Raw genomic sequence first — 25,582 nt, 5'->3', positions numbered from 1 at the left:
ATGCGACACCGACGGTCGGTTCTTCCGGCCGTCGGTGTTTTTGATCCGAGTGCCTTTCGCTATCATCGCGGCATCGCTCATCTCCACGGAATCCTGTCATGTCCCACTCCCTGCGCGTGGTGTTCGCCGGTACGCCGGACTTCGCCGCCGAAAGTCTCGAGGCGCTGCTTTCCAGCCATCATGACGTCGTCGCCGTCTACACCCAGCCTGACCGGCCCGCCGGACGCGGTCGCAAGCTCACGCCTAGCCCGGTCAAGGCGCTGGCCCAGGCACACGGGATTGCCGTTCATCAGCCCGCGACGCTCAAGGACGCCGACGCTCAGCGCGAGCTGGCCGCGCTGGAGGCCGACGTCATGGTGGTGGTGGCCTACGGCCTGCTGCTGCCCCAGGCAGTGCTCGACACGCCACGGCTAGGCTGTCTCAACGTACATGCCTCGCTGTTGCCACGCTGGCGCGGAGCGGCACCGATCCAGCGTGCCATCGAGGCCGGCGACACCGAGTCGGGGGTCACCATCATGCAGATGGACGCAGGCCTCGACACCGGTGACATGCTGCTGGTGCGCGCCACGCCGATCACTGCCGACACTACCGGAGGCGATCTGCACGACCGTCTCGCCGGTCTCGGTGGCGAGGCAATCGTCGAAGCGCTCGATGCCCTGGCAAGCGGCGTACTGACGCCCACGCCCCAGCCCGAGGCCGGGGTAACCTACGCCGCCAAGCTCTCCAAGGCCGAGGCCGAGATCGATTTCACCCGTCCCGCGCAGGAACTGGCCGCGCGCATCCGTGCCTTCAATCCATGGCCGGTGGCCTGGACCCGGCTGGGCGCGGATCCCCTGCGGCTATGGTTCGCCGAAGTGGACGCCTACCGCCCCGACGAAGCGCCCGCCGCTCCCGGCACACTGCTGGCCCACGATAACGATGCCCTGCGCATTGCCTGCGGTATCAAGGGCGACGAGGTACTGCGCGTCACCCGCGCCCAGTTGCCTGGCGGCAAGCCGCTCACGGGGCGCGATCTGCTCAACTCCCGGGCGGAGCGGGTGCGCCCCGGTCTGCGCCTGGGCGACTCGGGAGCCGGCGCATGAGCGGTCAGGATGTACGTATCGCCGCTGCCCGGGCCCTGGTACCAGTGCTTACCGCCCAGGGCTCGCTCGCCGGCCTCGAAGCGGTACTCGACGCCCATGCCATCAAGGAGCGCGACCGCGGCTTCGCCAAGGCCTTGTGCTTCGGCGTCTGCCGCACCCTGCCGCGCCTCGAGGCCCTGAGCCGGGAATTGCTCAATCAGCCCTTCAAGCGCCGCGACCAGGATATCCAGGCCCTGTTGCTGCTGGGTCTCTACCAGTTGCTGTACATGCGTGTGCCGGCCCATGCCGCGGTGGGCGAAACGTCGGGCGCTGCCCGCAAGCTCGGCAAGGCTTGGGCCACCCGGGTACTCAATGGCTGTCTGCGGCGTCTGCAGCGCGAGTCGGATTCGCTGCAAGCCCTCGTCGACCGTGATACCGCGGCAGCGGCGTGGCATCCGGCCTGGCTGCTCAAGGCGCTGCGCGAGGCCTGGCCCGAACAGTGGCAGACGGTCGTTGATGCCAATAACCTGCCCGGCCCGATGACCCTGCGCGTCAATCGGCGTCGCGTTTCACGTGACGCCTACCGGTCACGCCTCGCCGAGGCCGGATTCGAGGCGCAGCCCTGCCATCACTCGCCGGAAGGTCTGACGCTGACCTCGCCCTGCGATGTCCAGGCGCTGCCGGGCTTCGCCGAGGGGGAGGTCAGCGTGCAGGACGAAGCGGCACAGCTCAGTGCCGAGCTGCTTGGCCCCGTGCTGAATTCCCGCCCCGGCGCCCGAGTGCTCGATGCCTGTTGCGCCCCGGGCGGCAAGGCTGCACATCTGCTGGAGCGCTTCGATATCGACCTGCTCGGCGTGGACAGCGACGCCGAGCGCCTGGCCCGCGTCGAGGCCACCCTGTCGCGGCTCGCTCTCGATGCGCGCCTGTTGCATGCCGATGCGGCTTCACGCGACTGGTGGGACGGTCGTCCCTTCGATGCCGTACTGCTGGACGCCCCCTGCTCGGGAACCGGCGTGATTCGTCGTCATCCGGACATCAAGGCACTGCGGCGTCCCGGCGACATTCGTGAACTCGCCGCGCTGCAGTCGCGCCTGCTCGATAACGTCTGGGCGATGCTTGCCCCGGGCGGCACCCTGCTCTATGCCACCTGCTCGGTCATGCCCGAGGAGAATGCCGCGCAGATCCAGGCCTTCCTCGCCCGCACTCCCGAGGCCGAGGTCACCACACCCGCCGATGTCGACTGGGGGCATGCCGTCGGCGGCGGACGTCAGCTGCTTCCCCGTGACGGCGGCCACGACGGGTTCTTCTACGCGCGGCTGGAAAAGGCGGCTACCTGAGGCAGCCAGCCCTCTTTCCGGCAGCGCCGATCCGCGTTTCACGGCCAGCCTCTAACGTCCTCGCGACGAAGTGTGGCGGACCGGTGTCCTCGGGCACCGGTCCGCCGCGATCGGCGTTCGATAGCCTCATCCGCACGCCGCGGTTTCACCGCCACGCTCCCTGGCGGCGAGCAACACGCCCACCAGTGCCAGCGCGGACATCACCGCGCCCGCCATCGGCACCGCCGAATAGCCCACCCCGGCCGCGATGACCGCGCCGCCCAAGGCTGCGCCAACGGCATTGCCGAGATTGAAGGCGCCGATATTGACCGCCGAAGCCAGATTGGGCGCCTCGCCGGCGGCGGCGATCACCCGCACTTGCAGCGGCGGCACGATGGCGAAGCTTGCCACGCCCCACAGGAATACCAGTACGCTCCTCGGCACGCTGAAGGGCATCAGCAGCGCCAGGGCGATCAGCACCAGACTCAGGCCCACCAGCGTCACGATCAGCGTGCGATCCACGGAGCGGTCCGCCGCGCGTCCTCCCACCCAATTGCCGACTGTCAGCCCCAGGCCATAGACTATCAGCAGCGTCGTCACCAGGCCGATCGAGGCACCGGTTTCGACCTGCAGGATCGGCACGATGTAGGTATAGACCGTGAACATTGCGCTGGCCCCGAGCACGGTGAGCGTCAGCGCCGCCAGCACCGGAGCCCGGCCCAGCACCCTGAGCTCCGCCAGCGCCCCGCCGCTGGCCGGAGCCGGGCGGTCGGGCAGTGTCAGCCGCAACGCCACCATGGTGAGCAGTCCCAGCGCGGTGATGGCCCAGAAAGGCTCGCGCCAGCCCCACTGCTCGCCCGCCCAGGCCGCCAGCGGTACGCCCACCACGGTGGCCACGGTCAGCCCGGTGAACATCGCCGCCACTGCGCTCGCCCCGCGCCCCGGCGGCACCAGGCCAGCGGCGACCACCGCACCGACACCAAAGAAGGCACCGTGATTGAGCGATGTAACGAGCCGCGCGACGAGCAGCATGACGTAATTCGGCGCCAACGCCGCTAGCAGATTACCCAGGGTGAAAATGGCGGCGAGACCGACCAGCAGTGTGCGACGCCGCAGCCGGCCGGTGGTCAGCGTCATCAACGGTGCCCCCAGCATCACTCCGACGGCATAGGCACTGATCAGTAACCCCGCGGTGGGAATCGAGACACCGAAGTCGGTGGCGATCAGCGGCAACAGGCCCATTGGCGAGAACTCGGAGACGCCAATGGCAAAGGCGCCGGTAGCCAGCGCCAGCAGCGGCGGATTACGTGTCATAGCGTGGTCCTCCCGCTCGGTCGAGATGACGTGTCGAGCCACGAACGCCCGGATTCGGCCCCGACGGCCCCCGGCATCGGCGAAATGCGCAAACGGAAATGTTGCATGTCGGCTTTCCTTGCTTGATGTTTGACGCAAAGATAAAAGCCGCACCCTAGCCAGGGTAGCCCTCTTCCAGTCCAGGGAGCTTTGATATGGATGCAAAGATGCTCTCGCCAAGCGATCGTACCCGGGCGCTGGAGGTGTTCGTGGCGGTGGCCTCGGCGGGCAGTTTCTCGGCGGCGGGACGTCGGCTCGGCCTGACGCCTTCGGCGGTGAGCCGCACCGTCGACCGGATCGAGGCCCGGCTCGGCGTGCGTCTGGTACTGCGCTCCACCCGGGCGCTGACCATCACCACCGAGGGGCATGCCTATTTGCAGGCGGCGCGGCGCGTCCTCACCGACCTCGACGAGGCCGAGCAGGCGATCGCCGACCTGGGGGCACCCCGAGGGCGATTGCGGGTCAGCGCTTCGCTGTCTCACGGGCGGCTTTGCGTGGTGCCGCTATTGGGCGAGTTCAGCGTGCGCTACCCCGAGATCTTGGTGGACATCAACCTGACCGACACCGTGGTCGATATCGCCGCCGGCGAGGCCGACGTCGGCATTCGTTTCGGGCTGCTTCCGGACAGTTCACTCAATGCTCGTCGACTGGGCGAGAGCCGCCGCGTGATCGTCGCCTCACCGGCGTATCTGGCTCGACACGGCACGCCGCGAGTGCCGGAGGATCTCCACGCCCACAATTGTCTCAATTTCAATTTCCGCCGCGCCGAACCGACCTGGCCCTTCCACGATGCGGGATACGACTACACGTTGGGCGTGAGCGGCACGTTCGAGGCCAACAATGGCGAAACCCTGGGCCAGCTCGCCAGCGCCGGAGTCGGTATCGCCCGGGTGGGTGCCTTCAGCGTGGCCGCCGACATCACCGCCGGCCGCCTGGTAACACTACTGGAGGCCTACAATCCGGGCGATGTGGAAGAAATTCACGCGGTCTTTGTCGGTGGCACCAACATGCCAGCCCGGGTGCGCACCTTCATCGACTTCCTCGTGGAAAACCTGCGCTGAGCACGACGGGCTCTTCGCCCGACGCCCCTGCGGACGGCGGCCACGACGGGTTCTTCTATGCCCGCCTGATCAAGCGAGGTTGATGCCCGCATTCGGAGCGGGCAACTCCTCTCATGGCTTCTATACTGAGCAGCGATGCTCGATATCGTCGAGCGATACATTGCCGATCACATCATGGAAGTCACATCGACATAAGGAGCCGCCCATCATGAGCGATCATGTCTACAAGCACATCGAGATCACCGGATCGTCCACCACCGGAGTCGAGGATGCCGTACAGCGGGCCCTGTCCAAGGCCAGCCAGTCTCTGCACGACATCAAGTGGTTCGAGGTCACCGATACCCGGGGGCATGTCGAGGACGGACGTGTCGCGCACTGGCAGGTCACCATCAAGCTCGGCTTCACGCTCGACTGATGTCTCCGCCTCATGCGCCGGGGTCCGCCCTGGCGCTATCCCGCCCTTCCCACCTGGCCCTCCCCCATCTCGATTTCCACCTCGCGTTTCCGGCACATGACGCCGGCGGTATCGATTCGCCCCCCTTCCTCCGATAACGCCTCGTCACCCTGTCAATCCCGCCGGTGGCTGGTTATGCTACGCCCAGATATCGAAGCGGATACCCCTGCATGAAGATCATCGTTCTGGGAGCCGGGCAGGTAGGGGGAACCCTCGCCGAGCATCTGGCCCACGAAGAAAACGACATCACCGTGGTCGACATCGATAGCGAACGGCTGCGCGAACTGCATAACCGCCTGGATATCCGGACCGTGGTCGGCACGGCCTCCTACCCCATGGTGCTGCGCCAGGCAGGTTGCGAAGACGCCGACATGCTGATCGCCGTGACCAATTCCGACGAAGTCAACATGGTCGCCTGCCAGGTGGCGCACACGCTGTTTCGCACACCGACCAAGATCGCCCGGGTGCGCTCCACCGCCTACCTGACCCGCAAGGGATTGTTCTCCAGCGACGCCATTCCCGTCGATGTGCTGATCAGCCCCGAGCAGGTCGTCACCGACCATATCCGTCGCCTGATCGAGTATCCCGGTGCCCTGCAGGTGCTCGACTTCACGGGCGGTCTGGCCCAGCTGGTCGCGGTCAAGGCCTACTACGGCGGCCCGCTGGTGGGACAGGAACTCGGCTTCCTGCGTCGCCACATGCCCAACGTCGACACCCGAGTGGCCGCCATCTATCGCCGCAACCGGCCTATCATTCCGCGTGGCGATACCGTCATCGAGGCCGACGACGAGGTATTCTTCATCGCTGCGCGCAAGGACATCCGCGCGGTCATGAGCGAGCTGCGCAAGGTCGACCGCGGCTTCCGGCGCGTCATCATCGCCGGTGGCGGCAACATCGGCCAACGCCTCGCCGAGACGCTCGAGCACTCCCATCAGGTCAAGATCATCGAACACGGCCTGGAGCGCTGCACGGCGCTTTCCGAACATCTCGACCGCACCGTGGTCCTGCACGGCAGCGCCACCAGCAAACGTCTGCTGCAGGAAGAAAATATCGAGGACTGCGATATCTTCTGCGCCCTGACCAACGACGACGAGGTCAACATCATGTCGTCGATGCTGGCCAAGCGCCTGGGGGCCAAGAAGGTCCTCACCCTGATCAACAACGCCGCCTACGTCGACCTGGTGCAGGGCGGCGAGATCGATATCGCCATCTCGCCGCAGCAGGCCACCATCGGCAGCCTGCTGACCCACGTGCGCCGAGGCGACATCGTCAATGTGCATTCACTGCGGCGTGGCGCCGCCGAGGCCATCGAGGCCATCGCCCATGGCGATGCGCGCTCGTCCAAGGTGGTCGGGCGTACCATCGACGAGATCGCCCTGCCCAAGGGCACCACCATCGGCGCCATCGTGCGCGGCAAGGAGGTCCTGATCGCCCACGATGACGTGGTGGTGGAGACCGGAGACCACGTCATCCTGTTCGTGATCGACAAGCGCCGTATCCGCGAGGTCGAGCGTCTGTTCCAGGTCGGCCTGACCTTCTTCTGAATGATTCACGCGTCATGACTCCACGCGTCACGCTACGTATCCTCGGCCTGCTGCTGATGCTGTTCAGCCTGACGCTGGTGCCGCCCATTCTCATCTCGCTGCTGTATGAAGATGCCACCTGGGACGCCTTCCTCATTGGCCTGGGCATCACGCTGCTGACCGGCGCCGGGCTGTACTGGCCCAATCGGCAGGCCCGCAAGGAACTCAAGACCCGTGACGGTTTCATCATCACGGTGCTGTTCTGGAGCGTGCTGGGGCTGTTCGGGTCACTGCCGCTGATGTTGGCTGACGACCCGGCCCTGTCGCTGACGAATGCCGTCTTCGAGTCGTTCTCGGGGCTCACCACCACCGGTGCCACCGTCATTACCGGCATCGACCTGCTGCCGGAGTCGGTGCGCTACTACCGTCAGCAACTGCAGTGGCTGGGCGGCATGGGTATCGTGGTGCTGGCGGTGGCCGTCCTGCCGACCTTGGGCGTCGGCGGCATGCAGCTCTATCGCACCGAGATTCCCGGCCCGCTGAAGGATGCCAAGCTCACCCCGCGCATCGCCGAGACCGCCAAGGCGCTGTGGTACATCTATGCCGCGCTGACGCTGACCTGCTTCGCCGCCTACTGGCTGGCCGGCATGAACTGGTTCGACGCCCTCGGGCACAGCTTCTCCACGGTCGCGGTGGGCGGTTTCTCGACCTACGACGCCAGCATCGGCTATTTCGACAGTGCGGCCATCGAACTGATCTGCGTCGCCTTCATGACGCTGTCCTCGATCAGCTTCGGCCTGCATTTCGCGGTATGGCGCGAGAAGCGTCTCGGCCAGTACGCCAGAGACTCCGAGTTCCGCTTCTTCATCCTGCTGCTGGTACTGCTCAGCGTCGTCACTATCGTCACGCTGATTGTCTCGGGCACCTATACCGACATGACCGCCTTTCGCCACGGGCTATTCGAAGCGGTGTCGATCGCCACCACCACCGGCTTCGGCGTTACCAATTTTTCCGTCTGGCCTGGAGCGCTGCCTTTCATGCTGTTTCTCGCCGCCTTCGTCGGGGCCTGTTCCGGCTCCACCGGCGGTGGCATGAAGGTGATCCGCATCCTCCTGATCCTCAAACAGGGCCTGCGCGAGGTTCACCGGCTGATCCACCCCAACGCGGTGCTCGCGGTCAAGGTCGGGCGCATCGGCATTCCCGACAGCGTTGCCCAGGCGGTGTGGGGCTTCTTCTCCGCCTACCTGCTGCTGTTCGTGCTCATGCTGCTCGGCCTGCTGGCCACCGGACTGGATCAGGTCACGGCCTGGTCGGCCGTCGGTTCGGCACTCAACAATCTCGGGCCGGGGCTGGGAGAAGTCACCAATGACTACAGCAGCATTCCGGCTCTCGCCAAATGGATTCTGGTGCTGGCGATGATGCTCGGGCGCCTGGAGATCTTCACCATTCTGGTGCTGTTCATGCCCGCGTTCTGGCGGCGTTGACGGATTTGTCGACACGCATGACGTTCGGGGATAATCCCAGCTCTCATTCAGCCGTAAGCGAGTTCTCATGACCGACACTTTCGCGGGCCCACGCCAGGTCATCGAGCAGGGCACGACCCGCTACACCCTGCTGGGTACCGCCCACGTCTCACGGGCCAGTGCCGATGAGGTCCGCAGCCTGATTCGTTCGGGCGAGTTCGATGCCGTGGCCATCGAGCTGTGCGCTTCGCGCCATCAGAGCCTGACCCGGCCCGACGCCATGGCGAACATGGATCTGTTTCAGGTGCTGCGTCAGGGCAAGGCCGGCATGGTCGCCGCCAGTCTGGCGCTGGGGGCCTTCCAGCAGCGTATCGCCGAACAGTCGGATATCGAGCCCGGTGCCGAGATGCGCGCCGCCATCGAGGAGGCCGAACGCGCCGGACTGCCGCTGCAACTGATCGATCGCGAGATCGGCGTCACTTTGAAGCGCGTCTATCGCAACGTGCCCTGGTGGCAGCGCATGACCCTGATCTCGGGCCTGTTGGGCAGCGTGGTGTCGCGGCAGAAGATCTCCTCCGAAGAGATCGAGCGCCTCAAGCAGGGCGACGTGCTGGAATCGACCTTCGCCGAGTTTGCCAGCCAGTCCGAGTCCCTCTACGTGCCATTGATCGCCGAGCGCGATCGTTACATGGCACTGCGCCTGCGTGAACAGACACCGGCGAATGGCTTTTGCAACGTGCTGGTGGTCATCGGCGCTGGCCATCTCAAGGGCATGGCCGAGCATCTCCGCGCATTGGGCGACAGCGCGCCTTCCCCCGCAGCGCTGAACGAGGAGTGCCACGAGCTGGAGGCCACGCCGCCACGCAGCCGTGCCTGGAAGGTCGTGCCTTGGATCATCGTTGCCCTGGTACTGACCGGCTTCGCCATCGGTTTTTCCCGCGATACCGGACTGGGCTGGTCGCTGGTGGGAGAGTGGTTCTTGATCAACGGCGTACTGGCGGCGCTGGGCACGCTGATCGCCTGGGCTCACCCGCTGACCATTCTCGCCACATTCTTCGCTGCGCCGCTGACCTCGCTCAACCCCACCATCGGTGCCGGCTTCGTCGCCGCCGGCGTGGAGCTGGCCATGCGTCGTCCCACTGTCGGCGACTTCTCGCGGCTGCGCCGTGACGTCAGCTCGCCACGCGGCTGGTGGCACAACCGCGTCTCGCGCACCCTGCTGGTATTTCTGCTTGCCACGCTGGGTTCGGCCATCGGCACCTGGGTCGCGGGCCTGCGTATCGCCGGGCAGTTGCTGGGCTGACGCCAGGATCCGTTGACGCTTCGGTCCATGAGGAAACGTCAACAGCCCCTACGCCGCGCGAGCAGCCGTTGCATGGCCGGCGTCGGCGACTCCAGCTTGTGGTGCACGCGACTGGCGGCGTAGCTGTCGTTGAAGGCATCGAAGTAGTCGTCGAGGACCGTCGCGGCCTCGCCGTCATCAGCCATGCGCAGCAACTCCGTCGCCACCTCGGCGGTGCAGAGATGGGCCGCCGAGGCAGGCTTGCGCAACCGGTAGCGGGTCAGGCGCTCGGTCTTCAGCGGCAGCACCGGCAGGGCGTCGAGATAAGGACTCTTGCGGAACATGCGCCGCGCCTGACGCCAGGTGCCGTCGAGAATCACGAACACCGGTATCCGCCCTTCGGCCTGCGCGGCCTGCACGGTCTCCTCTCCCACCACCCGCTCGGCATAATCCGGCTGGTCGTCGGGAAAGATGATGAACGGCGCAAAGCGCGGATCGGCGAGACGCTCGATGAGACGCGGATCAGGCGCGGTGCGATACCAGGTGAAGACTTCGGTGGCCGGCAGGATGTCGCCGATCAACCGGCCGGTATTGGTCGGCTTGTTATGCTCGAGCGGGTGCGTCAGCAGCCAGAAACGCGCCTGGCTTTCGGCCGCCACCTGATAGGGGCAAAGACAGTTGAGCAGCGGCAGGCGACAGCCCTCGCAGCGCGTCACGAAACTGCCGCGGGCCTTGAAGGGGCGACGCGGCGGACGCGGGCGACCGGTGGCGGGGTCGCGCTCCCAGCCGCTGTCGTCATGCTCGGCGTGATCGTCACACTCGGCGTGAAGAGAGGAAGTCACGTTGTCGCGGGGTTCACTCATGGAGATGCCGGTTACCAGAAAGACGTGTCAGAAAAACGGGCCGGGCAGTCTAGCATGCCCGGCCCGTTTTTCACCGCCTGTCCACGCGCGGGATCAGTGGGTGACGTGATGCTCGTCGCGCGTGTCGCCGAGGGCCGGGCGGCGCTTCCAGTAGCCCGCCAGAAGCGACCCGGAGACGTTGTGCCACACCGAAAACAGCGCACCAGGCAGTGCCGCCGTGGCGGTGAAGAACTGGCTGGCCAGTGCCACCGCCAGTCCCGAGTTCTGCATGCCGACCTCGATGGCCAGGGTGCGGCTGGTCCGGATATCGAAGCCGCACAGGCGGCCGACCCAGTAGCCACCGACCAACCCCAGGGCGTTATGGGCGATCACCGCCAGGGCCACCAGCGGCCCCAGCGTCGCCAGGCGACCGGCATTGAGCGCCACCACGATGGCGATGATCAGCACGATGGCGGCCATGGCCAGCGTGGCGAGCGCAGACTCACCGCGCTGGATATGGCGACCGAGGAATTGATGAATGACCACCCCCAGGGCGATGGGCAGGATGACCAGCTTGGCGATGCTCAGCAGCATGCCCGTCACCGGCACCTCTACGCTCTGTCCCAGCAGCCACCAGCTGAGCAGCGGCGTGGCGGCCACCGACACCAGCGTCGACACCAGCGTCATGGACACCGACAGGGCGACGTTGCCGCCGGCCAGCCAAGTGATGACGTTGGAAGCGGTGCCGCCGGCGGTGGCGCCGACCAGCACCATGCCGGTGGTCAGCGCAGCGTCCAGCCCCAGCGCCCAGGAGACCAGCAGCGCCGCCAGCGGCATGATGGAAAACTGCAGCACCAGGCCCACGGCCACCGGCAGCGGCTGGCGTGCGACGCGCAGGAAATCCTCCTTCGACAGCGTCAGCCCCATGGCGAACATGATCAGGGCGAGCAGGTTCTGGATCAGCCCGGCCAGGCCGGTGAACAGTGTCGGCTGCCAAGCCGCAATCGCGGCGAGCAGGATGGCCCAGACGGGAAACAGGCGGTTGAGACGTTCGAACATGATGGCGTGTCCTGGTGAGGGCTCACCGGCAGGGTGATGCCCGGTCGCTTCGGCGACTCTCGTTTAGAGGCTCGTTTGGAAACATCTTCGAAAATAGCGTGGGTAAGCAGAGCTGCCGCTGGCGGCGCCGTTACGTTAGCGTCGCGATGACGTTCAGTCCAGTGACGGCACCCACAACCGCCCCTCCCGGCGCCAATGCCGCACCAGCTCGGGCACGCCCTGACTGGCAGGCTGGTTGACGGCCGCGACGCCGGGCACCACCAGCTGGTCGGCTTGAGGGTCGACCAGAATGCAAGGGGCATCCACGGGCGTCTGATCGATCAACATGGCGGCCGGCATCACCGACAGCGAGGTGCCGACCACCAGCACCAGATCGGCCTCGGTGACGATGTCGCAGGCCGGCGCGTAGAGCGGCACCGCCTCGCCGAACCACACCACGTGGGGACGCAGCTGGCTGCCCTTGTCGCACAAATCGCCGATGCCGATGCCGCCCTTGCGCAGCGGATAGAGCAGGCGCGGGTCGACGCTGGAGCGTACCTTGAGAATTTCGCCGTGCAGATGCAGCACGTCGGTCGACCCCGCCCGCTCGTGCAGGTCGTCAACGTTCTGGGTGATCACGCTGACGCGAAAGCCGGACTGTTCCAGTTCGGCCAAGGCCTTGTGGGCAGCGTTGGGCTTGGCCCGGCGCACCTGATCGCGACGCTCGTTGTAGAAGCGCAGCACCAGCTCGGGATCGCGCGCCCAAGCCTCGGGGGTGGCCACGTCCTCGATGGCGTGGTTCTCCCACAAGCCGTCACTGTCACGGAAGGTCCGCAGACCGCTTTCGGCACTGATGCCGGCGCCGGTGAGCACCACCAGGTGGGGCTGGGCGGAGGGGGGCATGCAAACTCCTTCTCCCTGCGTTAATGAATGAACGCCGTCTGGTGCGCGATGCTGCGCTCGTTGCTGAAGCGACGCTTGTTGCGGTACGGATAGACGTCGATCACGCTGCCGTCGCGAATGGCCTGCTGCAGCGAGCGCCAATAGTCGGCATCGAAGATCTCGGGATGCAGCTCCATGAACAGTTGCCGCAACTGCACATCGGCAAACAGGAAGGGCGCGAACTCCTCGGGGAAAATATCATTGGGGCCCACCGAATACCAAGGCTCGTCCATCATCTCCTGCTCAGGGTACAGCGGCTCGGGGATCTTGCGGAAGTTGCACTCGGTGAGATAGTTGATCTCGTCGTAGTCATAGAACACCACCCGGCCATGACGGGTCACGCCGAAGTTCTTGAGCAGCATGTCGCCGGGAAAGATGTTCGCCGCCGCCAGTTGCTTGATGGCGTTGCCATAGTCGTTGATCACCGTGCGCCGTTCGCGTGCGTCGCACTGTTCGAGATACAGGTTCAGCGGCGTCATCATGCGTTCGGTGTAGCAGTGGTGAATGATCACCTTGTCGCCCTTGAGTTCCACGTTGGAGGGCGCCACCTCGAGCAGCTCGGCCAGGCAGTCGGGATCGAAATGATCGGCGCGGGTGACGAAGTTGGAAAACTCCTGGGTGTCGGCCAGACGCCCGACCCGGTCGTGACGCTTGACCAGCCGGTACTTTTCCCGCACCTGTTCGCGGCTCATGTTCTTGGATGGCGCGAAGCGATCCTTGATGATCTTGAACACGGTGCGATAGGAGGGCAGCACGAAAACCGTCATGACCATGCCGCGCACCCCGGGGGCGATGATGAAGCGATCCTGACGCTTGGCGACGTGCTGGTTGAGACCGCGGAAGAATTCGGTCTTGCCGTGCTTGTAGAAGCCGATCGCGGCGTACAGTTCGCCGACCGGCTTGTCGGGCATCAGCTGCTGCAGGAAGGCGACGAACTCGCCGGGCACCGTCACCTCGACCTGAAAGTAGACCCGCGTGAAGGAGAAGATGATCGAGACCTCGTCGGGCTCGATGATCACCGTATCCAGATACAGACCGTGGGCGGGGCCGTGCAGCACCGGCAATACCAGTGGCACCTGCTCGCCGTTGCCCCGGATGCGCCCGACGAGATAGGCCCCCTTGTTGCGGTAGAAGACGCTGTCGATGAGTTCGACGACCGCATCGTCGGCCTCGAGAATCGCTCGGGGCAGGTTCGTCTGCAGAAACTCGGCGGCCAGCCCCGCGTCGCGCTCGAGATCCTCGAAGGGCAGCCCCAGCGACGCCTCGTCGAGGGCGCGTGCGCAGGCGCGATGCCAGTCGCCGGCCACCGCGATGTCGCGGGTCAGGCGTATGCTCGAGCGATGCGACGGGCACTCCCGCGAACGGTAGACGAACATCCAGTCGTCACGGATGTGGCGATGATGGAAGAAGGTGCAGAACATCGAATTGAAGAAGGTTTCCGCCAGCTCGTAATCCAGGCGCTGGCAGATCAGTGCGGTGTACTCGCGCTTGGCGTCGCGCCAGTGTTCGCAGTGGGTCAGCGTCTCGCGGTCGAGCATTCGCACCAGCCGTAGCCGGGTCTCCTCCACCTTCTCGTCGTAGAGGTTGATGCGTGCCGCAGACGCCTGCTGGGCTTGTGCCCAGGCCGCCTCGCAGAAACGCCGGCGCGCATCGGCAGTGATCTGCTTGAAGCGCGAGCGATACTCGTCGAAGCCGTGCAGGATATTGGTGGCCAGCCGATAACCGGGCGAGAGCTTCATCGTGGCACTCCGTTCTGATCCAGGCTTCAGCATCGCCGATCCCGAGCTGTCTGGCGAGGCGACATTGGTCGCCACCTGCTCATCACGTGTCGTCTCGCCAGCGACGCCCCGGCAGGCTGTACATCGCGTCCACCAGCGACGAAAATGGCGCCTTCCCCCACGTGCCCCCACGAGAGAGGCCAATGGTGCCCACGCTGCCGATCCTCTATCAGGACGAACATCTCGTCGCCGTGCGCAAGCCGGCCGGCATGCTCGTGCATCGCACCCCGTTGGCTCGCGGCGAGACGGTGTTCGCCCTGCAGACGCTGCGCGGCCAACTCGGCCGCCACGTCTACCCCGTGCATCGTCTCGATCGGCCCACCTCGGGTATCCTGCTGTTCAGCCTGTCGGCGGCGATGGCCACGCTGCTGGGCGAGGAGTTCGCCACGCATCGGGTACGCAAGCGCTATCTAGCCGTAGTGCGTGGCATCGGCCCCGAGCGGGAGGGACTCGACTACGCCCTGCGTGAGGAGGATGGCATCCGCGCCAAGGCCGAAATGCCGGCCCAGCCCGCCTTTACCGCAATACGCCGCCTGGACAGCGTGGAACTGCCAGTCGCCGTGGACCGTTATCCACAAACCCGCTACTCGCTGATGGAGGCACGCCCTTACACGGGACGGCGCCACCAGATCCGCCGCCATCTGTCGCGGCGCGGCTATCCGATCATCGGCGACGCCAACCACGGCAAGGGGCTGCATAACCGCTTCTTTCGCGATCAGCTGGGCAGCGACCGGCTGTTGCTGGCGGCGGTGGGCCTGACGATCTGGCACCCCGCAGAATCACGCACCCTGCACCTGCAAGCGGCATTGAACGACGACATGGCCGAGTTGCTCGAGCGCTTCGGCTGGTCGGGCCATGCCCCGACAGATCGTATCGAGTGGGACACGGTGCCCCCCGAGCCTCTGACCGTGCCGCTGGCCGCAATAGACGATACCGAATGATACAGGACGCAATGAACGACGATTACGATTTCCGTTTCGGCGGCATCCGCCGTCTTTATGGTACCCGCGCCGCGTCGCGCTTTCGTAGCGCCCACGTGGTGGTGGTCGGCGTCGGCGGGGTGGGCAGTTGGGCCGTGGAGGCGCTGGCGCGTGCCGGTATCGGCAAGCTCACGCTGATCGATCTCGACGATGTCTGCGTCTCCAACATCAATCGCCAGCTGCACGCCTTGGACGGCACTATCGGCCGTCCCAAGGTCGACGTGCTGGCCGAACGCTGCCGGGCGATCCATCCCGGCATCGAGGTGGTGGCGGATACCGCTTTCGTCACCCCCACCAACCTGGCCGAGCGTATCCCCGAGGATGCCGATCATGTCATCGATGCCATCGATAGCGTGGTGGCCAAGGCAGCCCTGATCGCCTGGTGCCGGCGCCGCAAGCTGTCGATCACCGTGACCGGCGCCGCCGGCGGTCAGACCGACCCCACCCGCATTCGTACCGCCGACCTGACCCGCACCGAACACGACCCGCTGCTGGCCAAGGTACGCGCGCGATTGCGGCGCGATTTCGGCTTCTCGCGCAATCCCAAGCGCCGCTTCAGTGTCGAGTGCGTCTACTCCGACGAACAGCTGGTCTACCCTGGCAGTGACGGCGAGGTGTGCCTGCAGAAGCCCGCCAGCGGCGAGGCGACGCGCCTGGATTGCGCCAGCGGCTTCGGCGCCGCCACCTTCGTCACCGGCAGCTTCGGCTTCGTTGCCGCCTCGCGGACTCTCGCTCGCCTGGCGGCTCGTCCTACCTCTTCCGCCGAGGAACTTCTCCATGAAACATGACACGCGCCTGCCCGTGCCGGGCATCTATCAGCATTACAAGGGACAGCGCTACGAGGTGATCGGCGTGGCCCGGCATAGCGAAACGGAAGAGCCTCTGGTCGTCTACCGGGCCCTGTACGGCGAATACGGCTTGTGGGTCCGACCGCTGGCGATGTTCACGGAAACCGTCGAAGTGCAGGGCGAGCCGGTGTCGCGCTTCGAACTGGAAGCCGCCTTTTCGTAGCCCGGCCGACATGCCGTCCCGACAGGGCAATGCTATACTGCGCGGCCCGATTTCCGGCCCGCCGACGGCCACAAGCGAATACGGCGCCCAACCACCCGGGCGCCCTGCCAAGCATTGAGCGGAGGATGCATGAGCGCACTGGTAGGCGTCATCATGGGATCAAAGTCCGACTGGGCGACCATGAGCCACACTGCCGAGACCCTGGATCAACTGGGCATCGCCCATGAAGTGAAGGTCGTCTCGGCACACCGCACCCCGGACCTGCTGTTCGACTATGCGGCCACGGCCGCCGAACGCGGACTCGAGGTGATCATCGCCGGTGCCGGCGGCGCCGCGCACCTACCGGGCATGGCTGCGGCCAAGACCTGTCTGCCGGTACTCGGCGTGCCGGTGCAATCGAGCATGCTCAGCGGCGTCGACTCGCTGCTGTCGATCGTACAGATGCCTGCCGGCATTCCCACCGGCACGTTGGCGATCGGCCGTGCCGGTGCGATCAATGCCGCGCTGCTGGCGGCGGCCATGCTCGGCAACAAGTACCCCCAGATTCGCACCGCCCTGGAAACCTACCGCGCCGAGCAGACCCGCAAGGTGCTGGACGCGCCCGACCCCAGCCAGCCCGAGCCACAAGAGAGCTAAGCCATGCGAATCGGCATCATCGGTGGCGGCCAGTTGGGCCGCATGCTCGCCCAGGCGGGCGCCCCGCTCGACATGCACTTCACCTTCCTCGATCCGTCCCGCTCGGCCTGCGCCACCCGGCATGGCCGCCACATCGAAGCCGACTGGCGCGATGCCGCGGCACTCGAGCAGTTGATCGTCGACAGCGACGTGGTGACCTTCGAGTTCGAGAACGTCCCGGCCGATGCCGTGACGCGGCTGGCCGAGCAACGTCCGGCCTTCCCTCCTGCCGCGGCGCTGGCAACGGCGCGCGACCGCTGGGCAGAGAAGTCGCTGTTCCGCTCACTGGAGATTCCGTTGCCGCCGGTGGCGAAGATCGACAGCCAGGCCGATCTCGATGCGGCGATTGCCAAAATCGGCCTGCCCGCGGTGCTCAAGACCCGCACCCTGGGCTACGACGGCAAGGGGCAGAAGGTGCTGCGGGAGAATGCCGATGCCGTCGGGGCCTTCGCGGAGCTGGGCGAGGTGCCGCTGGTCATCGAAGGCTTCGTCGATTTCGACTACGAGGTATCGGTCATCGCCGTACGCGGCCGTGACGGCGAACGCCGCGTGTGGCCGCTGGTGCGCAACGAACATCGCCAGGGCATGCTGCACCGCTCCACTCCCCAGCCCGATCACGTCCTGCAGGCACTGGCCGAGGAGTACGCTGGCCGCGTACTCGACGCACTCGACTATATCGGCGTCATGGCCTTCGAATTCTTCGTGGTGGGCGATACCCTGCTGGCCAACGAGATCGCTCCGCGAGTGCATAATTCGGGGCACTGGAGCATCGAAGGCGCCACTACCAGTCAGTTCGAGAACCATCTGCGTGCCATTGCCGGCTGGCCGCTGGGCGCGACCGAACGCCTCGTGCCCTGCGCCATGCTCAACGTGATCGGCGCCTTTCCCGATCGTGAGGCGGTCCTCGCCGTTCCCGGTACCCGCTGGCACGACTACGGCAAGGCGCCCCGACCCGGGCGCAAGATCGGCCATGTCACCGTGCTCGCCGCCAGCGATACGCAGTTGGCCGAGCGACTCGGGCAGGTGGAGGCACTGCTGGTCAACGACCTCGGTTAGTCGCCGCGGTCGAGGCGAGCCGAAACCGCCACGGGGCGTCGCGATCATCCGGCTCGGCATAGTCGACGCCGACCCGAGGACCGGTGATGATCTGCTCGTCCGCCACCGGTTCGCCGGCTTCGACCCATAGCTTGTGGCCGGCACAGACGTCGTGGCGGTTGAGTTCGGCCAGGGTGATGTTCAGCGCACGCACCAGCTTGCCGGGGCCGTTGGCCAGCTCGCGTCCACGCTTGCCGCCGCGGTGAGCGATCATCGAGGCCTCTCCCGCCACCGGCGTGATGGCGCGGATCAACACCGCACCCGGCTCGCCCTCTCCCTCGGTCACCACGTTGAGCATGTCGTACATGCCGTAGATGAGATAGACGTAGGCGTGTCCCGGCGGACCGAACATGGTGGCGGTGCGAAGCGTGCGCCCCCGCGAGGCATGACTGGCGCTGTCCTCGGCGCCGCCATAGGCTTCGGTCTCGACGATTCTGCCGATCAGCCGCTCGTTACCGCTCTCACGTACCAGATATCGCCCGAGCAGGTCTCGGGCCACGATCAGCCCGGGTCGGGCATAGAAATCCCGCGGCAGCGGCACCGCTGCCGCGACAGGCTGCGGCTTCTCCTGCATGAACAAGCTCCCTCTTCTCGTGTCGTCTCTCGAGCCTCGTGTCGCGCTTTCTGCCCACGCGATTATCAGTTCCGATCATTTTTCCTGCGCAACGCTCCGACCATATAGCCGGGCCAGCGGTGTGGCGGCCATGCCGTGCAGCACCAGCGAAGCCAACACGACCAGACTACCGACCCGCCAGGCCGTATCGTCGCCCGTCTTGCTGACGATCAGCGACGAGTAGTACAGCACCGAGACCCCGACGGGGCCGAACCAGCCGGCCAGCCAGGCGCTGCGCCAGTCCTGCCAGGGCCTGATGAAAGGGTGCAGCATCAGAATAAGCGGCAGACGCCGCAGGGCCAGCACCGCAACGACAAACAGCACGCCATGCATCCCCAGTGCCAGCCAGTCCTGCCACGGCGCCATGATGCCCAGCAGCAAGAACACCGGCAACATGAATACCTGATTGACCGCCTCCTGGTTGTTCTCGGCCTCGCTTCGCTCGCTGCCGCTCACTTGCCAGTCGAATGCCACCCCGGCGCTGAACACCGCCGCCATGTTGGCCATGTCCAGCAGCTTGCTGGCCCCCAGCGCCAGCAGGGTCAGTGCGATCGTCAACGAGAGAAAGGAAGGTTGATCGATGAAATCGCGTGCCTCCGCCCAACGCAGCGCCCGCCCCGCCCCCAGGCCGAGCAGAATGCCGAGCACGACGCTGCCGCCCACCTCCCAGGGCAGCACTCGCGTCCACCACGTCAGCCACGCCGTGCCATCGGGACGCGTCAAGAGCAGCACCGACAGTATCACCACGGGATAGACCACATTGACGCCCGACTCGGCAGGCAGCAGCTGTCGCACGCCGGCCGGCATGTTGCGTTTCGCCACCTCGCCGGAGACGATGGACGAGGCGACGACGCAGTCGACCGAGCTGATGCTGCTCGCCACCAGCAGGGCCATCAGCAGCGGGATACCCAGCAGGCTCGAGGCGAGTCCCGTACTGATCAGGAACATCATGGGCATGACCATACCGCCCAGAATCAGCGCCTCGCGCCAATGAGTGGCGAAATAGCGTGGCGGTAGCCGCAGCGCCATGGCCATCAGGGTAATACCCAGCGTCAACCGGGCCGCTTCCTCCATGATGCGCTGCGGGTGTGCCCAGCCGGCCGGGTCGACCCAGTCGAGCCCCAGCGGCCCTATCACGGCACCCGCGATAAAGGACAGTAGCGGTGGCGACTGCCATGAGCGATTCAAGGGTCGACTCAGCAATCCCAGCATCAGTATCACGGCGCCGCCCGAGGCGAGCGCAGCGTTCAGCTCTGTCATGTTCCATCGCATCCCTGATATGAACGATTACCGGTCCGGTGAGCGCTGCGGGTGCCGGTGAGTCTTGCATTCTAGAACATGACCACGGACGGGACGGGTGTCTGCAAACGACACGAGCAGAAATGAAAACCCCCGCCACTTGTTGCCAAGCGCGGGGGCGGATGCCATTTGCCGGATGCCGGGAATCGTCCCCGGCGAGCGCGGCTCAGCCTTCCTCTTCGTGCATCTTCTTCTGCAGGTAGTTCTCGAGGCCGACCTTGTCGATCAGACCCAGCTCGGTTTCCAAATGATCGATATGCTCTTCTTCGTCATCGAGAATTTCCTTGAACAGGTCCCGGCTGACATAGTCGCGCACCTGCTCGCAGTAGGAGATGGCCTCCACCAGGTCAGCACGGCCTTCGTGCTCGATCAGCAGGTCGCTTTCCAGCATTTCGCGAGTATTTTCGCCGATGTGCAACTTGCCGAGGTCCTGCAGGTTGGGCAGACCTTCCAGGAACAGGATACGCTCGATCAGTTTGTCGGCGTGGTTCATCTCGTCGATGGACTCTTCGTATTCCCACTTGGCCAAGGCTTTCAGACCCCAGTCCTTGTACATCTTGGCGTGCAGGAAGTACTGATTGATGGCCACCAGTTCGTTGCCGAGTGCGGTGTTGAGATGTTCGATAACCTTGGGGTCGCCTTTCATACTTGTTCTCCCGTCGAGCAGAAACGAATGTGGGGCGCACGGTCATGCACCCTGTCTATCGATTCGGGGAGTATTGCGCAAATTCTTGAAAAAGTCGAATAATGACAGCGACTTGCAGCGATATTCGTGCAAGTGCGAAGCATCACAAGGTGCGAAGCGTTAGCGAATGATAGCGTAGAGATAAGGCACGCGATTCGCGTTTTATGCGCAACACACTGTTTTAGCGACGAAGGGACAAGCTTGGCGTCTATAAACTCAATGCCGATGAAGCCGAACGCAGATTTGCGCTTGCATGTCCTGCAACGGCCCGTTGCTCGAACGGCTTAGACGGCGTAGGCCAGATCCGAATTGGCCATGATCTCACGCGCTACGGTTTCACTGACGATTTTCTTGCCCAGGCAGGCACATTTGCCGCATTGCGTGGCACATCCGGTTGCCTCCCGGACTTCACGCCAGCTGCGGGCGCCTTCGGCAACGGTTTCACGTATCTCGCGGTCGGTCACGCCCTTGCAGATGCATACGTACATCGAATCACCTCGCTTGTCAGCTGCATAAAGAATGTAAATGATTCGCATACAGCATTGCAACCGCATTTTTGTCTTTTGTCGTCGATTTTATCGTCGTGCAATAGAAAGCCCCGCTGGGCGGGGCTCGATAGGCGAGGCATGCGCTAAATGTCGGATCAGTACAGCCCCAGCGGGTCATCGCTGTAGGACACCAATACGCACTTCGTCTGTTGATAGTGATCCAGCATCATCTTGTGGGTCTCGCGCCCGATGCCGGACTTCTTGTAACCGCCGAAAGCGGCATGGGCCGGATACTGATGATAGCAGTTGGCCCACACGCGCCCGGCCTGGATGCCGCGACCCAGCCGGTAGGCGCGGTTCATGTCCTGAGTCCACACCCCGGCCCCCAGTCCGAACTGGGTATCGTTGGCGATCGCCAGCGCCTCGGCCTCGTCACGGAAGGTCGTGACCGCCAGCGTCGGCCCGAAGATCTCTTCCTGAAAGACGCGCATGGAGTTCTGACCCTTGAGCATGGTGGGCTGGACATAGAAGCCACCGGCCAGTTCGCCTTCCAGGTTGGCGCGACCGCCACCGATCAGGCACTCGGCGCCCTCTTCACGGCCGATCTCCATGTAGGAGAGGATCTTGTCGAACTGCTCCTGCGAGACCTGGGCGCCGATCTGGGTCTCGGTATCCAGCGGGTTGCCCTGACGGATGGTCTTGGCCTGCTCGATGGCCCGGGCCATGAAATCGTCATAGATCGACTCGTGAACCAGCGCCCGCGACGGACAGGTGCAGACTTCCCCTTGGTTGAAGAACGCCATCAGCAGGCCTTCGACGCACTTGTTGGTGAAAGCCTCGCCGTGCGAGAGCACATCCTCGAAGTAGATATTGGGCGATTTGCCGCCCAGTTCCAGCGTGGCGGGAATGATGCGCTTGGCGGCGTTGGCCATGATCCTGCTACCCACCGGGGTGGAGCCGGTGAAGGCGATCTTGGCAATGCCATCATGGGTGGCCAGCGCTTCCCCGGCTTCCTCGCCGACACCATGGACCACGTTGACCACTCCCGGCGGGATCAGATCCCCCACCACTTCGAGGAACAGATTGATCGAAGCCGGGGTCTGTTCGGCAGGCTTGAGCACTACGCAGTTGCCCGCCGCCAGCGCCGGAGCCAGCTTCCAGGCCGCCATCAGGATCGGGAAGTTCCAGGGGATGATCTGCCCCACCACACCGTAGGGCTCATGATAATGATAAGCCACCGTATGCTCGTCGATCTCGCTGATGCCGCCCTCTTGCGCGCGCAGACAGCCGGCAAAGTAACGGAAATGATCGACCACCAGCGGGATGTCCGCGGCGAGTGTCTCGCGTACCGCCTTGCCGTTGTCCCAGGTCTCGGCGATCGCCAGACGCTCGAGGTTCTGCTCGACTCTGTCGGCAATCTTGAGCAGCAGGTTGGCACGCTCGGCGGGCGGGGTCTTGGCCCAGGCGGGAGCGGCCTTGTGCGCCGCGGCGATGGCCCTGTCGACATCTGCCGCGGAGGAGCGCGGCACCTGGCAGAACACCTCCCCGGTCACTGGCGTAATGTTGTCGAGGTAGCGACCATCGCTGGGTGCCACCCACTCGCCACCGATAAAGTTTTCATAACGGGACTGGAACGCGAGGACGGCACCCTCGGTGCCAGGACGAGCGTAGATCATGGCGGGCCTCCTTGTAGCCGATGCGCGGATTGTTGTGCCGCTTCGCAGGGACACGAAGCCGGTTGTTGCGCACCGCTTTCAAGCATGGCTGGCTTTGATGACTTTTCCAGCCCCTCCCCCCTATCACTTCGTCTACAGCCCTCCCGAGGCACGGTTCGAGTGGTCCCACTGCGGCAATATGTCCTTGTGCTAGCGAGCGCCCTTGGGCAACACCACGACCCGGGTATCCGAAGCGATGTCGTGCCAACTGCGTCGCTCGCTGTCGAACAGCACCCAGAGATAGCCCAGGCCGAAGACGAGCAGCGACACCCAGGCGACCATGAAACGCACCAGGCACTGGGGCAGCGTCAGGGGATGGCCATTCACGCTCTGTACCCGCAATCGCCATGCCTGCATGCCCAGTGTCATGCCGCTGCGCATCCAGAAGAAGGCGAAGAAGACGAAGGTGACGATGAACAGCGCACTGTGCAGCAAGGGACTCTCGTTGGCCTCGCCGTGATTGAGCGCCACGCCGATGAACCCCACCAGCATCCATAGCGCGACCACGATGAGAAAATCGTAGAGCACTGCCCCCAGGCGCCGCAGCAATCCCGGCGGGTAGGTATCGTCGAGATGCGCGAAGCGCCGCATGCCCTTCTCCTTGGAATGGAAGATAGTCTTCACCTGCTTTCAGCCGGTACGCCGCAGCATGAAAATTCCCAGCGCAAAGCTGGCCAGCGTCGGGACCAGCACCGCCCAGGCGGGAGAGAAACCGAACATCATCGAAGCCGGCGCCAGCAGGTCTTGAAGATACTTGAAAGTCAGCCCGACGATCACGCCGTAGAAGACCCGGGTGCCCGCCGCCACGCTGCGCAGCGGCCCGAACACGAACGAGGCTGCCACCAGGACCAGCGCTGCCAGAGTCAGCGGCAGCAGCATCTTCTGCCAGAAGAACAGCAGTGGCTGGGTCGCCTCCACGCCCTGGGACTGGAGATACCGGGCGTAACGCCACAGCTCACTGGGCGACTGGCTGTCGACGGGACGCAGCAGGCGATTGAGCTGGTCGGGCGTCAGTGCCGTCTGCCAGGGGCGCGTCTCATGATGCTCGGTAACGGTTCCGGAGGGCTCGAACCGCGTCACGTCCACGTCCTGCAACACCCAGCCGTCATCGCGCCATACCGCACGTTCGGCGAATATCGCTTCGTCGAGAGTGGTGCCCGTGAAGTGATATCGGGTCAGGTTGAGCACGGTATCGTCGGCGCGAATCGCCCCGAAACGATAGAAGTCGTCTCCCTCACGCTGCCAACCGCCCCGCTCGGTCAACACCGCGCCCTCGCCCTCGAGCTGTTCGAGCCGCCAGACCTCGGCGTGCTGCTCGGTCGCCGGCGCCACGAATTCCCCCATCGCCATGGTCAACAGGATGACGATGCCCAGCGGCTTCATGACTCCCCACAGGATACGTGTCAGCGAACGCCCGGCGGCACGCATTACCGTCAGTTCGTTGCTCGAAGCCATCGCCCCCAGGCCGATCAGGGCGCCGATCAGCACACCGACCGGCACGTACTGATAGAAACGCCAGGGAAGGCGCAGCATCTGATAGAGCAGCACGTCCAGTGCACCATAATTTCCGGCCACGTCGCCCAGGTCGTTGATGTAGGAGATCACCAGATCGAGCCCGAGGATCAGAAGCTGTACCACCAGCATCGCCCCCAATACGTTACGCGCGATGTAGCGATCGAGACGATCCACCATCATGAGCGGGCTCCTCCCAGCTGCGCCCGGCGCATCAGCCACAGCCCCAGCAGCAGATAGACGGCATGAATCGGCCACACGCCGACACTCACCGGCAGAGCGCCGCGCTCGATGGCGTCCTGGGCGGCCAGCAGCAGGCTCAGGTAGCTGATATGCAGAAAGATGGCGGGCAACAGTTTGGCGAAACGCCCCTGGCGAGGATTGACCCGGGCCAGAGGCAGCGCCAGCAGCGTCAGGATCGGCACCATCAACGGCAGCGACACGCGCCACTGCAAGGTCGCCCAAGCCTCGGGCGTTTCCCAGGAAAGCAGTTCCCGGCTGCTGGTGAGTTCCGCCTCATCGAGCTCGGCGAGTTCCTCGCCACGCGACAGACGTACCGCATAGGTATCGAACTGCAGCCGCTCGGCGACGGGATTGCCCGGCTCGACGCTGTACCGCTCGCCATCGGTCAACACCAGGAAGCGGCTGCCGGTGTCGCTGTCGATGGTCTGGTAGCCGCCCGCGGCCCGGGTGACCACCGCTTCGGGAATGCCGTCGCCGCGCTCCTGACGCTCGCTGATGAACACCTCTTCCATGCGTGACTGATCACTGCTCAGACGCTCGGTATAGGCGGTACGGCCGCTACCGAGCCCCTGGAAACGCCCCGGCGCCAGCACGGAAAAGTCCAGACGGCTCTTCTGCTCCTCCAGCATCACTTCATTGTGCCGGGCACCGGCCGGGGTCAGCCATAGACTGCACGCCCCGACCACGACCGCAATCAGCAGAGCCGGCCACAGCGTCACGCGCAACAGTCGGTTGGGGCTGATGCCGCAGGCCACCAGCACGGTGATTTCGCTGTTGAGATAGAGCTGACCGTAGGCCAGCAGGATGGCCAGAAAGAAGGCCAGCGGCAGAATCAGCTGCATGAACCCCGGCAGATGATAGAGCATCAGGGTGCCGAGGAGACTCGAGGGGATGGTGCCTTCGGCGGCCTGGCTGAAGTAGCGGATGAAACGACTGCCCATGATCACCAGCAGCAGCACGCCGGCCACGGCCGCCATGGTGGTCAGTATCTCGCGTGTCAGATAGCGGAATACGATCAATCTTCTCTCCCGAGTCGACTCCCTGTGCTCATGAAGATAGCCCCATGAAGCGTCAAGCTCCCCTACGCGGCCATCCCTTCGCACGCCATGCATTGCGACGTGGCTTTGCGTACACTGGGGACATTCGGCGCCGG

Annotated in this window: 25 protein-coding genes; 12 read left to right on the top strand and 13 right to left on the bottom strand. The window is 64.9% G+C overall.

From position 1 onward, the window contains the following. Nucleotides 1–98: 98 nt before the first annotated feature. Complete coding sequence (fmt, locus tag ACYQ12_RS04080; RefSeq protein WP_459868103.1) at nucleotides 99–1,082, top strand: methionyl-tRNA formyltransferase; 984 nt, start codon at nucleotides 99–101, stop codon at nucleotides 1,080–1,082. Beyond that, a complete protein-coding gene (gene rsmB, locus ACYQ12_RS04075) occupies nucleotides 1,079–2,398 on the top strand; it encodes a 16S rRNA (cytosine(967)-C(5))-methyltransferase RsmB (protein ID WP_459868100.1) in 1,320 nt (439 codons plus the stop codon). Before fmt ends, rsmB begins: the two co-directional genes overlap by 4 nt. A 126-nt stretch (nucleotides 2,399–2,524) precedes the next feature. Here the strand turns inward: rsmB and ACYQ12_RS04070 are convergent, their stop codons facing one another. Beyond that, nucleotides 2,525–3,691, bottom strand: coding sequence for an MFS transporter (locus ACYQ12_RS04070; protein WP_459868097.1), 1,167 nt, complete (start codon nucleotides 3,689–3,691; stop codon nucleotides 2,525–2,527). Between the two features lie 194 nt (nucleotides 3,692–3,885). Between ACYQ12_RS04070 and ACYQ12_RS04065 the strand changes: the two genes are divergently transcribed. The 5 genes from ACYQ12_RS04065 (at nucleotide 3,886) to ACYQ12_RS04045 (ending at nucleotide 9,534) form a co-directional block, all read left to right on the top strand. Next, the gene (locus ACYQ12_RS04065; RefSeq protein WP_459868094.1) at nucleotides 3,886–4,791 is read left to right on the top strand and encodes a LysR family transcriptional regulator; all 906 of its coding nucleotides are present in this window, start codon (nucleotides 3,886–3,888) and stop codon (nucleotides 4,789–4,791) included. Between the two features lie 208 nt (nucleotides 4,792–4,999). Next, a complete protein-coding gene (locus tag ACYQ12_RS04060) occupies nucleotides 5,000–5,206 on the top strand; it encodes a dodecin (RefSeq protein ID WP_459868091.1) in 207 nt (68 codons plus the stop codon). A 209-nt stretch (nucleotides 5,207–5,415) separates the two neighbouring features. Further along, on the top strand, nucleotides 5,416–6,789 hold the full coding sequence (gene trkA / locus ACYQ12_RS04055; RefSeq protein ID WP_459868088.1) for a Trk system potassium transporter TrkA: 1,374 nt from the start codon (nucleotides 5,416–5,418) through the stop codon (nucleotides 6,787–6,789). Nucleotides 6,790–6,803: 14 nt separating this feature from the next. Beyond that, a complete protein-coding gene (locus ACYQ12_RS04050; RefSeq protein ID WP_459868086.1) occupies nucleotides 6,804–8,252 on the top strand; it encodes a TrkH family potassium uptake protein in 1,449 nt (482 codons plus the stop codon). Nucleotides 8,253–8,319: 67 nt separating this feature from the next. Continuing rightward, nucleotides 8,320–9,534 (top strand): TraB/GumN family protein, encoded by a 1,215-nt coding sequence (locus ACYQ12_RS04045; RefSeq protein WP_459868083.1) that lies wholly within the window; start codon nucleotides 8,320–8,322, stop codon nucleotides 9,532–9,534. Nucleotides 9,535–9,572: 38 nt separating this feature from the next. On the opposite strand, the gene ACYQ12_RS04040 is transcribed toward ACYQ12_RS04045, so the two are convergent. The 4 genes from ACYQ12_RS04040 to aceK form a co-directional block, all read right to left on the bottom strand. Then, the gene (locus tag ACYQ12_RS04040) at nucleotides 9,573–10,376 is read right to left on the bottom strand and encodes a tRNA-uridine aminocarboxypropyltransferase (RefSeq protein WP_459868080.1); all 804 of its coding nucleotides are present in this window, start codon (nucleotides 10,374–10,376) and stop codon (nucleotides 9,573–9,575) included. Nucleotides 10,377–10,469: 93 nt separating this feature from the next. Continuing rightward, the gene (locus ACYQ12_RS04035) at nucleotides 10,470–11,414 is read right to left on the bottom strand and encodes a bile acid:sodium symporter family protein (protein ID WP_459868077.1); all 945 of its coding nucleotides are present in this window, start codon (nucleotides 11,412–11,414) and stop codon (nucleotides 10,470–10,472) included. Nucleotides 11,415–11,567: 153 nt separating this feature from the next. After that, the gene (locus tag ACYQ12_RS04030) at nucleotides 11,568–12,296 is read right to left on the bottom strand and encodes an SIR2 family NAD-dependent protein deacylase (RefSeq protein WP_459868074.1); all 729 of its coding nucleotides are present in this window, start codon (nucleotides 12,294–12,296) and stop codon (nucleotides 11,568–11,570) included. 20 nt (nucleotides 12,297–12,316) lie between these two features. After that, on the bottom strand, nucleotides 12,317–14,074 hold the full coding sequence (aceK, locus tag ACYQ12_RS04025; RefSeq protein WP_459868071.1) for a bifunctional isocitrate dehydrogenase kinase/phosphatase: 1,758 nt from the start codon (nucleotides 14,072–14,074) through the stop codon (nucleotides 12,317–12,319). A gap of 182 nt (nucleotides 14,075–14,256) precedes the next feature. Here aceK and ACYQ12_RS04020 point away from each other — a divergent pair, with 182 nt between their 5' ends. The 5 genes from ACYQ12_RS04020 (at nucleotide 14,257) to ACYQ12_RS04000 (ending at nucleotide 17,835) form a co-directional block, all read left to right on the top strand. Further along, entirely contained in the window at nucleotides 14,257–15,054 is a 798-nt protein-coding gene (locus tag ACYQ12_RS04020) for a pseudouridine synthase (RefSeq protein WP_459868068.1), read from the top strand. After that, complete coding sequence (gene tcdA / locus ACYQ12_RS04015; RefSeq protein ID WP_459868065.1) at nucleotides 15,051–15,881, top strand: tRNA cyclic N6-threonylcarbamoyladenosine(37) synthase TcdA; 831 nt, start codon at nucleotides 15,051–15,053, stop codon at nucleotides 15,879–15,881. The genes ACYQ12_RS04020 and tcdA overlap by 4 nt, the downstream gene beginning before the upstream one ends. After that, a complete protein-coding gene (locus ACYQ12_RS04010) occupies nucleotides 15,871–16,104 on the top strand; it encodes a DUF1653 domain-containing protein (protein WP_459868062.1) in 234 nt (77 codons plus the stop codon). Before tcdA ends, ACYQ12_RS04010 begins: the two co-directional genes overlap by 11 nt. 129 nt (nucleotides 16,105–16,233) lie before the next feature. Continuing rightward, nucleotides 16,234–16,740, top strand: coding sequence for a 5-(carboxyamino)imidazole ribonucleotide mutase (gene purE / locus ACYQ12_RS04005; RefSeq protein WP_459868059.1), 507 nt, complete (start codon nucleotides 16,234–16,236; stop codon nucleotides 16,738–16,740). 3 nt (nucleotides 16,741–16,743) lie between these two features. After that, entirely contained in the window at nucleotides 16,744–17,835 is a 1,092-nt protein-coding gene (locus ACYQ12_RS04000) for a 5-(carboxyamino)imidazole ribonucleotide synthase (RefSeq protein WP_459868056.1), read from the top strand. On the opposite strand, the gene ACYQ12_RS03995 is transcribed toward ACYQ12_RS04000, so the two are convergent. The 8 genes from ACYQ12_RS03995 to lptF all read right to left on the bottom strand — a co-directional run bounded on the left by ACYQ12_RS03995 (nucleotide 17,819) and on the right by lptF (nucleotide 25,448). Continuing rightward, nucleotides 17,819–18,448: a DNA-3-methyladenine glycosylase gene (locus ACYQ12_RS03995; protein ID WP_459868053.1), complete on the bottom strand. Its 630-nt coding sequence runs from the start codon at nucleotides 18,446–18,448 to the stop codon at nucleotides 17,819–17,821. The two genes, ACYQ12_RS04000 and ACYQ12_RS03995, sit on opposite strands and share 17 nt — an antisense overlap. Before the next feature lie 75 nt (nucleotides 18,449–18,523). Further along, nucleotides 18,524–19,747, bottom strand: a complete 1,224-nt coding sequence (locus ACYQ12_RS03990) for a cation:proton antiporter domain-containing protein (RefSeq protein ID WP_459868050.1) — start codon at nucleotides 19,745–19,747, stop codon at nucleotides 18,524–18,526. Nucleotides 19,748–19,952: 205 nt separating this feature from the next. Then, nucleotides 19,953–20,432, bottom strand: coding sequence for a bacterioferritin (gene bfr / locus ACYQ12_RS03985; protein WP_459868047.1), 480 nt, complete (start codon nucleotides 20,430–20,432; stop codon nucleotides 19,953–19,955). Nucleotides 20,433–20,755: 323 nt separating this feature from the next. Then, the gene (locus ACYQ12_RS03980) at nucleotides 20,756–20,959 is read right to left on the bottom strand and encodes a (2Fe-2S)-binding protein (protein WP_459868044.1); all 204 of its coding nucleotides are present in this window, start codon (nucleotides 20,957–20,959) and stop codon (nucleotides 20,756–20,758) included. A gap of 155 nt (nucleotides 20,960–21,114) precedes the next feature. Further along, nucleotides 21,115–22,635, bottom strand: coding sequence for an acetaldehyde dehydrogenase ExaC (gene exaC, locus ACYQ12_RS03975; protein WP_459868041.1), 1,521 nt, complete (start codon nucleotides 22,633–22,635; stop codon nucleotides 21,115–21,117). 189 nt (nucleotides 22,636–22,824) lie between these two features. After that, a complete protein-coding gene (locus tag ACYQ12_RS03970) occupies nucleotides 22,825–23,265 on the bottom strand; it encodes an RDD family protein (RefSeq protein WP_459868038.1) in 441 nt (146 codons plus the stop codon). Nucleotides 23,266–23,304: 39 nt separating this feature from the next. After that, nucleotides 23,305–24,369, bottom strand: coding sequence for an LPS export ABC transporter permease LptG (gene lptG, locus ACYQ12_RS03965; protein WP_459868035.1), 1,065 nt, complete (start codon nucleotides 24,367–24,369; stop codon nucleotides 23,305–23,307). Next, on the bottom strand, nucleotides 24,366–25,448 hold the full coding sequence (gene lptF, locus ACYQ12_RS03960) for an LPS export ABC transporter permease LptF (protein WP_459868032.1): 1,083 nt from the start codon (nucleotides 25,446–25,448) through the stop codon (nucleotides 24,366–24,368). The genes lptG and lptF overlap by 4 nt, the downstream gene beginning before the upstream one ends. Nucleotides 25,449–25,582: the final 134 nt, after the last annotated feature.

The organism is Halomonas shantousis (assembly GCF_054654615.1).
Note: the sequence above shows the minus strand (reverse complement) of the source record. Positions and strands in the feature narration are given on the sequence as shown.